Raw genomic sequence first — 9,437 nt, 5'->3', positions numbered from 1 at the left:
CGTTTGCGGCCTCTCCGAATGGCGACAAGCTGAACAGCGATGACCCGACGCCGCTCGGTGTCCGCGTCCAGGTCCTGCTCGATCGGGCCCACTTTTCTTCCGGCGAGATCGACGGGCGGCTCGGTGAGAACGCCAAAAAGGCACTACGCGCCTACAGCGAAGCTCAGCAACTGCCGAGCTCCGATCAGATGTCGGCCGACGTCTGGAGCAAGCTGTCGACCGACAACCGCCCGGTGTTGACGACCTACACGCTGACGAAAAAGGACGTCGATGGACCTTTCGTGAAGAGGCTGCCAACCAAGATGGAGGCCATGAAGCGATTGCCGCGGCTCGGCTACACCAACGCGTCGGAAGAACTGGCCGAACGATTCCACATGAGCCGTGGGCTCTTGGCCGCGCTCAATCCCGGGCAGCATTTCAAGATGGCCGGTGACACCATCACGGTGGTCGACACCACGCCCGCGGCCCCAACCACCGACAAGGCCCAGCGTGTCGAGGTCGACAAGACGCGGCAGACCGTGAAGGTGTTCGACAGCGCCAATCAGATGATCGCCTTCTATCCCGCGACCGTCGGCAGCGAAGAGAAGCCGTCGCCCAGCGGCACCCTGAAGGTCACCGAGATCAGCCCGAACCCGTTCTATCGCTACAATCCCGACTATCACTTCAAGGGTGTGAAATCCCGCAAGCCGTTCGAGATCAAGCCCGGTCCGAACAATCCGGTTGGCATCATGTGGATCGGCCTGTCGGCGCAAGGCTACGGCATTCACGGCACGCCCGAACCCGGCAAGGTGTCGAAGGCCGAGTCGCACGGCTGCGTGCGGCTGACCAATTGGGACGCCCAGCGCATCGCCGGATTGCTGAGCAAAGGCACCCCGGTCGATTTTGTCGACGGACCGCAGTGATCGCCACGACCGAAGCCACCACTTCGGGGCGTTTCCGGCCGGCAGAAAGCATTTTGCAAATGCCAATTATTGCTGCTTATGTCTAAATATGAACGGGAAATCCATCGTCGAGCTCGAAGCCCTGCGCGGGCTGGCGGCTATCGTGGTTCTGCTCCACCATTTCATGCTCGGCTTCACCCCGCGACTGCACGGCCTGCTCTATCCTGAGCAGCCGTTGTCGCTGTTTGGCACGCCGGCCTTCGCGCTCGTCAACGGCTCAGCAGCCGTCATCATCTTCTTTGTGTTGTCCGGCTTCGTGCTGACCTTGGGTCTGTTCCGTTCGGGGAGTTTGGCGCAGGCAATCACGGGGGCAGCGAAGCGATGGCCACGCCTTGCCGTGACCGTGATGATTACCTGCGGCTTTGCGGGTCTGCTCATGGCCTTGCAGAGCTACGCAAACATCGAGGCCGGCAAGTCGATCCCGTCATTGTGGCTGGGGTGGTTCTACACCTGGACCAGCACCGGAATCCTGGAGATTCCGAAGGCCGTCAACCAGGGAGCGCTGACGTTCTTCAATCGCGCCAGTAGCTACAACAGCAACCTCTGGACGATGTACTACGAGTTCTGGGGAAGCATGATCGCCATCGGGGCGGCCATGGCGTATATGCGCTTTCCACGCGAGCGCGATGCCAAGATCTTCCTCGCCGTGGCTTTCGTCGTGTCGTTCATTTTCAGTCCCTTCATGAGCTGCTTCCTCGTCGGCGTGTGGCAAGCGAAGCTCTACAGCCAGGGGCGGACATGGCAGTGGCGCGGCTGGCAGGTCCCGGCTGCAGCCGTCATCATCGTGTTGCTGCTCGGCTACCACGAAAACCTCATATCGGCCCGCGCCGAAGGTTCCTACGCGGTCCTCAACCCGATCACTTCGCTTCAGCCGCTCCGCCTGCGCGTCCTGTTCCATACCGTCGCGGCCGTGCTGCTGATCAACGCATTCCTCAGTCTCGGCAGCATCCGGATGCTGTTCGGAGGGCAAATCGGAAAGGCACTCGGATTCTTGTCGTTCCCGATCTACCTCGTTCAGATTCCGATCATCTGCTCCTTGTCGGCCTTTGTCTTCTTGAAGATGGACGGCACTCCTGACTCGCTCAAGGTGATCGCGACTTTCGCCGTCACTGTGGCCGCCACCTTGCTGCTCGCGCTGCCCGTCGCCTATTTCGATCGATGGTGGGTCAGAACGCTCAACAGGCTGGTGGCCGGTCCTGCCGGCTGGCTCCGGACCACGATCGCCGAAGCGGCGCCGCTCAGGCTGTTCGAGCGCAGCCGACAGGCGCCCTGAACTGAAGCGTCCGGGTCGAACGGCGTTATCCGCGTCGCCTGCGCCAGTCGCGCTTCTTCGGCTTCGGCGCCAGCTCCGGCAGTTCCTTCTGCACCTGCCGAAACCGCACGAGCATCCGGTCGAAGCTCGCCAGCAGCGCGGTCTCGATGTCGGGACGATCTTGCAGCCGCGACAGCAGCATCGCCGCAGCCTCGAGCGTCGATAGTCCGTCGCGGCGTGGCTCCTTGCGCAGCTTGCCGTAACGCGACGGCGCGGCCGGATCGAGGATCACGCGGGTGCATTTCAGCATCCAGGCGTTGCGCCACCACAGCGCCTTGGCCTGGCTCCAGGTGCCGTCGAGCAGCACCACGCCTTCGATATCCTCGAGCACCGCATCCTGATGCGGCAGAGGTTGGCCCTTGCTATCGATTGCCAGCACGTCACGGCCGTGCGCCAGTTCGGCGGCATGCGCCGAGCCGAGATACAGCACGGCCCAGCGCGACGGATCGTCGACCGGGCGGCCGAGCGCTTTGGCGAGGCTCGGCCACGACAGGCCGATCTTCACCACCGCGTCCTTGAAATGCTGCGCCGTCAGTCGCGCCGTGCCGAGGGCGCGGTCCTGCTCCTGCGGGTGCTGCAGAATCAGCAGCTTGATCCGGCTTTGCAGCGGCTCGACGCTGTCGCAGATGCACAGCGGCAGCGGCTTGCCGCAGCGCGGGCAGTCGGCGACGACCTCGGTCGCAGCCGCATCATGGGGTTCGTCGGTCATCACGGGCCTATTCGGCCGGGGCCGCGAGCGGCGCCTGGCGTCGCCGGCGGCGCTGGCGCAGCCGGTCGATCAGAAGATAAATCACTGGCGTGGTGTACAGCGTCAGCACCTGAGACACCAGCAGGCCGCCGATGATGGTGATGCCCAGCGGCCGGCGCAGCTCCGTGCCGGGACCGACCGCGACCACCAGCGGGATCGCGGCGAACATCGCAGCGAGAGTAGTCATCAGGATCGGCCGGAAGCGGACGATGCAAGCCTCGAAGATCGCCTCGGCCGACGGCAGCCCGCGCTGGCGTTCGCCCTCCAGCGCGAAGTCGACCATCATGATGCCGTTCTTCTTCACGATGCCGATCAGCATGATGATGCCGACGAAGGCGATCACCGTCAGCGGCGTCCCCGTGACCTGCAGCGCCAGCAACGCACCGAGGCCGGCCGAGGGCAGCGTCGAGATGATGGTGATTGGATGCGCCAGACTCTCGTAGAGCACGCCGAGCACGATATACATCGCTGCGAACGCTGCCAGGATCAGTAGCGGCTGTGCGCTGTTGGACTTGCCGAGGTCGCCGGCATTGCCGTCGAACGAACCGCGAATGCCTTCCGGCATGTGCAGCTCGTCGACGGCGCGCTGGATATTATCGGTGGCCGTCTGCAGCGGCACGTCGGGCAGCGTGTTGAACGAGATCGTCGTCGAAGGCACCGATTGCGAGTGATACACCGCCAGCGGCGACAGCCCACGCGTGGCGTGCACCACAGCCGACAATGGCACCTGGGAGCCGCTCGAACTATCAGCGTAGATGTGGTCGAGATCGGTCGGATCGACCTGGAATTTAGGATCGATCTCCAGCACCACCTGATATTGGTTGCGCTGGGTGTACACGGTCGAAATCTGGCGCTGTGAGAATGCGTTGTTGAGCGCGTTGTCGATATCCTGAACCTTGACGCCGAGCTGCGACGCCCTTGTGCGATCGATCGACAGCGTCAATTGCAGGCCACCATCGTCGCGATCGCTGGAGACGTCGGTGATTCCTTCCACCGTCTGCATGCGTTTGCTGACGATCGGCCCCCACTGCTGCAACAGGCCGAGATCCGTCGAGGACAACGTGTACTGATAGTTGGAGTCGCTCTGGCGGCCGCCGGCGCGCAGATCCTGAGCAGCAAACATGAACAGGCGGATGCCGGCGACACGGCCCAGATTGCGCCGCATCCGGTCGATCACCTGGTCGGTGGTGAGGCCATCGCGCTCGGCGAGCGGCTTCAAATTGATGAACATGGTGCCCCGATTGGAACCGCCGCCGCCCGGCCCGCCTCCTCCGCCCAGCACCGAGCCGACGCCATTCACCGCAGGATCGGCCATCACGATGTCGGCGAGCTCCTCCTGCAGCTTGCGCATCGCCTGGAACGAGATGTCGGCCGAGGCGCGCGTCGCGCCGATGACGAAGCCGGAATCGTCGCTCGGGAAGAGCCCCTTCGGGACCTTGATGTAGAGCACGACCGTCAGCGCGATCGTCGCCACAAACACCAGCATGGTGAGGCCGGGAAAGCCCAGCACCGCGCGCAGCGTGAAAGCGTAGAACCTGACAATCCCATTGAGCGTACCCTCGACGATCCGATCGAACAGATTGTGTCGCGGCGTCGCTTCGGCGCGGATGTAGTGCGCGCAGATCATCGGCGTGATGGTCAGCGATACGACGGTCGAAACCGCGATCGCGAAGGTAAGCGTCAGTGAGAATTCGCGCAGCAGGCGGCCGACCAGCCCGGTCATGAAGATCAGCGGCGCGAAGGCCGCGACCAGCGACAGGCTGATGGACAGCACCGTAAAGCCTATCTGCCGCGCCCCCGCCATCGCCGCCGGCAGCGGCGCCATGCCGTGCTCGAGATTGCGGTACATGTTCTCGATCATCACGATGGCGTCGTCGACCACAAAGCCGACCGCGATCGCCAACGCCATCAGCGACAGATTGTTGATCGAGAAGCCGAGCGCCCACATGCCGGCGCAGGTGCCGGCCAGCGCCAGCGGCACCGAGATGCCCGCCGCGATCGTCGGCGTCAGCCGGCGCAGGAACACGAACACCACCACCATCACCAGCACGACGGTGGCCAGCAGCGTCCATTGCATGTCGTCGACGCTGGCGCGGATGGTGCCGGTGCGGTCGGTGACGACCGAGATGTCGACACCGGCCGGGATCCACTGCTTCAGCTCGGGAATCAGCGCTTTGACGCGGTCGACGGTTTCGATGACATTGGCGTCGCCCTGTTTGGTGATCTGAATCAGCACCGCAGGCTGCTTGTTGAACCAGGCAATCTGCCGGCTGTTGCGCGTCGCATCCGAGACGGTGGCGACATCGGACAGCCGCAACGTCCCGGCCACCGGATCGCTCTTCACGACGATATCGGCGAACTGCGCGGCCCGGCGCATCTGCGGATTGGTCGCGATGGTCTCGCTGAGCCGCTGCCCGTCGAACGCACCGACCGGCCCGATCGCATTGGCGTTGACGATCGCGGTGCGTACATCATCGGTCGAAATGCCGGCGTTGGAGAGAGCCACGGGATTCAGCGCAATGCGCACTGCCGGCTGATCGGCGCCCGACACTGTGACATCACCGACGCCCGGCACCTGCGAGATGCGCTGGGCCAGCACGGTGTCGGCCACGTCGTAGATTGCGCTGGTCGGCATCGTCTTCGACGTCAACGCCAGAATGAATACCGGCGCGGCCGCCGAATTGAACTTGCGGAAGGTCGGCAACGTCGGCAGGTCGCTGGGCAGATCGCTGACCGCCGCGTTGATGGCGCCCTGGACATCGCGTGCGGCCCGATCGAGATTGCGGCCGATCGAGAACTGCAGCTGAATCCGCGTGGTGCCGAGCGAACTCGTCGACGTCATCTGGTCGAGCCCGGAAATCTCGCCGAGCCGCCGCTCCAGCGGCGCCGCGACCGTCGAGGCCATGACCGACGGATCTGCGCCCGGCCGTGTCGCCGACACCATCACCATCGGAAAATCGACGTTGGGAAGCGCCGCGACGGGCAGAAATACGTAAGCGACGATCCCGACCAGCAGCAGTCCGATCGCCAGCAGCGTGGCGGCGACCGGCCTGCGAATGAACGGGTCGGAGATCGACGCCATCTAAAGCGCCTCCCCGGCGCCGGCCAGCGGCGCGTCCGGCGTGGTGGGCGGCACCGGCGGCAGCGCGCGCTCAAGCCGGCGATTGATGCGGTCGAGCGCAAGGTAGATGACCGGCGTCGTGTAGAGCGTCAGCACCTGACTCACCAACAGGCCGCCGATGATCGAGATGCCGAGTGGAAAGCGCAGCTCCGAGCCGGTGCCGCTCTCGACCGCCAATGGCAGCGCACCGAACAACGCCGCCAGCGTCGTCATCATGATCGGGCGGAAGCGCAGCAAGCACGCCTGCACGATCGCGTCATAAGACGACAGACCCCGGTGCCGCTCGGCCTCGAGCGCAAAGTCGATCATCATGATGGCGTTCTTCTTGACGATGCCCATCAACAGGATGATGCCGATCAGACCGATCACCGACAGATCCTGCCCGAACAGCATCAACGCCAGGATGGCGCCGACGCCGGCAGACGGTAGCGTCGATAGAATGGTGATCGGATGGATGTAGCTCTCGTAGAGCACGCCGAGCACGATGTAGATCGTCACGATCGCCGCCAGGATGAGCCAGGGCTGGCCGTTCAGCGCCTTGGCGAATTCGGCGGCGTCACCATAGAAGATGCCGACGATAGAACTCGGCATGCCTATGCGCGTCTCGATGTTCTTGATTTCCTGGACGGCCTCACCGAGCGAAGCGCCGGGCGCCAGATTGAAGCTCAGCGTTGCGGAAGGAAACTGCGCCTGATGCGAGATCGCCAACGGTGCCGTGGTGCGCTTCAGCTCGGCCACCGCCGAAATCGGCACCTGGGCGCCGGCATTGCCGGCGACGTAGAGCTTGGACAGGATCGACGGATCCTTCTGATACATCGGCATCGCTTCCAGGACGACGCGATACTGGTTGGCCTGGCCATAGATCGTCGAGATCTGCCGCTGCGCGAAGGCGTCATTGAGCGCGTCGTTGACGGCCTGGACGTTGACGCCCAGCTGACCGGCGCGCTGGCGGTTGATGTCGAGCGCGGCGCGCAGACCCGTCTGTTGGTTCTCAGACGAGACGTCGCGGAACACCGCATCGCGGCGCAGTTCAGAAACCAGCCGACTGGCCCAAGTCGACAGCTCGGCGGCGTCGGTCGCGGTCAGCACGTACTGATATTGCGAGCGACTCGACTGCGTCGAGATCTGCACGTCCTGTACGGCCTGGAAATACACCGTCATGCCGGGAATGCCGGCGACACGCTGCTTCAGCCGGTCGATCACCTCGGAAACGTCTGAGTTGCGTTGCCCCGCGCGGCCGCAGCGTGAGCACCAGACGGCCGACATTAGGCGTCGGATTGACCGAGCCGGCGCCGATCGCCGACACCACGCCGACGACATCCGGGTCGGCCTTGATGGCGGCTGCCGTCTCGATCTGGCGCGCTTTCATCTCGGCGAACGACACATCAGGCCCGGCTTCCGTCACTGCGGTGATCGAGCCTGTGTCCTGCAACGGCAGGAAACCCTTCGGCGCGATCGCGTAGAGCCCCAGCGTCGCCACGATGGTCAGCAGCGTCACCACCAGCGTGGCGCGCTGATGTTTCAGCACCCAGAGCAGGCTGCGGTGATAGGCCTCGGCGCCGCGGTCGATCCAGGCGGTGATGGTGGCGAGGCCCGGGATCTGCCACTCGTCGCGCGTGTGCTTGAGCAGCCGCGAACACATCATCGGCGTCAGCGTCAGCGACACGATCGCCGAGGTGACGACCGCAATCGTCAGCGTCAGCGCAAATTCGCGGAACATGCGACCTACAAGGCCGGACATAAACAATAGCGGGATGAACACCGCGATCAGCGACATCGTCAGCGAGATCACGGTGAAACCGATCTCGGAGGCGCCGGACAGTGCCGCCTGCATCGGGCTTTCGCCCTCCTCCATGTGGCGGACGATGTTCTCGATCATGACGATGGCGTCGTCGACGACGAAGCCGGTGCCGATGGTCAGAGCCATCAGCGACAGGTTGTCGAGGCTGAAGCCGGCGAAATACATGATGCCGAACGACGTGATCAGCGACAGCGGCAGCGCCACGCCGGCGATGATGGTCGCCCGCATCGAGCGCAGGAACAGCAACACCACCAGCGTCACCAGCAAGACGCTGAGGATCAGCGTGAACTGCACGTCGTGCACCGAAGCGCGGATGGTGACAGTGCGGTCGCTGACGATGGTCAGCTTGACCCCGGCCGGGATCGCCTTCTGCACCTTCGGGATCTCGTCGCGGATGCCCTTGACCACGTCGATGACGTTGGCGCCGGGCTGGCGCTGGATGTCGATGACCACCGCCGGCGTGCCTTGGTACCAGGCGCCGGTCTTCTCGTTCTCCAGCCCGTCGATAATGTGGGCGACGTCGCCGATGGTGACCGGCGAACTGTTGCGATAGGCGACGATGATCGGCTTGTAGGCCTCGGCGGCGCTGATCTGGTCGTTGGCTGCGATGGTGTAGGATTGCTGTGCGCCGTCGAGCGAGCCCTTCGGGCCCGACACATTGGCGTTGGCGATCGCCGTGCGCAGATCCTCCATCGAAATGCCGTAAGCGGCGAGGCGCGCCATATCGGCCTGAACCCGCACCGCCGGCTTCATGCCACCCAGCACCGACACCCGGCCGACGCCGGAGATTTGCGCCAGGCGCTGGGACAGCAGCGTGTCGGCGATGTCGCTCATCGCCCGCAGCGACGAGGTGTCGGAGGTCAGCGCCAGCGTCATCACGGGCGCATCCGCCGGGTTCACCTTGGCGTAGACCGGCGGATACGGCAGGTTCTTCGGCAGGACACCGGCCGCCGCATTAATCGCCGCCTGGACGTCCTGCGTGGCGCCGTCAATGTCGCGGTTGAGGTCGAACTGGAGCTGCACCTGGCTGACGCCGAACGACGAGGTCGAGGTCATCGCGGTCAGCGACGGGATCTGGGGCCTCGGCTACATCATGTGGCGCGAAGGCGGCGAGGGCGCCGGTCCGCTTGCTAACAACATCGGTCCGGAGCGCACCGAAGCGATCCGCGCCGCGCTCGGCCTCAAGGCAGGCGACGCCGCGTTCTTTGTCGCCGGTGATCCGGCGAAGTTCGTCAAGTTTGCCGGGCTGGCGCGCACCCGCGTTGGTGAAGAGCTCAACCTTGTCGACAAGGATCAGTTCGCGCTGGCCTGGGTCGTCGACTTCCCGATGTACGAGTACAACGAGGACGACAAGAAGGTCGACTTCTCGCACAACCCGTTTTCGATGCCGCAGGGCGGCATGGGCGCGTTGACGTCGCTGGATCCGCTGACCATCAAGGCGTTCCAGTACGACATCACCTGTAACGGCTACGAGATCGCTTCCGGTGGCATCCGCAATCATCGCCCCAGGCGAT

Annotated in this window: 4 protein-coding genes and 2 pseudogenes; 3 read left to right on the top strand and 3 right to left on the bottom strand. The window is 64.3% G+C overall.

The window, feature by feature from the left end; genetic code table 11:
* Nucleotides 1–29: 29 nt before the first annotated feature.
* On the top strand, nt 30–902 hold the full coding sequence (locus tag I5M_RS18445; RefSeq protein WP_083909617.1) for a L,D-transpeptidase: 873 nt from the start codon (nt 30–32) through the stop codon (nt 900–902).
* Nucleotides 903–990: 88 nt separating this feature from the next.
* On the top strand, nt 991–2,214 hold the full coding sequence (locus tag I5M_RS18440; protein ID WP_022722745.1) for an acyltransferase: 1,224 nt from the start codon (nt 991–993) through the stop codon (nt 2,212–2,214).
* Nucleotides 2,215–2,239: 25 nt separating this feature from the next.
* Here I5M_RS18440 and I5M_RS18435 read toward each other — a convergent pair whose 3' ends face one another.
* The 3 genes and pseudogenes from I5M_RS18435 to I5M_RS30080 form a co-directional block, all read right to left on the bottom strand.
* Nucleotides 2,240–2,962 carry a tRNA-uridine aminocarboxypropyltransferase gene (locus tag I5M_RS18435; RefSeq protein ID WP_022722744.1) on the bottom strand — a complete coding sequence of 241 codons (723 nt, stop codon included), beginning with the start codon at nt 2,960–2,962 and terminating at the stop codon, nt 2,240–2,242.
* Nucleotides 2,963–2,969: 7 nt separating this feature from the next.
* Nucleotides 2,970–6,083 (bottom strand): efflux RND transporter permease subunit, encoded by a 3,114-nt coding sequence (locus tag I5M_RS18430; protein ID WP_022722743.1) that lies wholly within the window; start codon nt 6,081–6,083, stop codon nt 2,970–2,972.
* A pseudogene (locus I5M_RS30080) lies at nt 6,084–9,000 on the bottom strand (efflux RND transporter permease subunit); the annotation flags it as partial. It lies immediately after the preceding gene.
* Between I5M_RS30080 and I5M_RS18420 the strand changes: the two are divergent.
* Nucleotides 8,993–9,437: pseudogene (locus I5M_RS18420) on the top strand (amino acid--tRNA ligase-related protein); the annotation flags it as partial. The pseudogenes I5M_RS30080 and I5M_RS18420 sit on opposite strands and share 8 nt — an antisense overlap.

It is taken from the genome of Rhodopseudomonas sp. B29, assembly GCF_000333455.1.
Lineage (GTDB): Bacteria > Pseudomonadota > Alphaproteobacteria > Rhizobiales > Xanthobacteraceae > Rhodopseudomonas.
The sequence above is the reverse complement of the archived record's forward strand: the minus strand, read 5'-3'. Positions and strand labels throughout refer to the sequence as shown.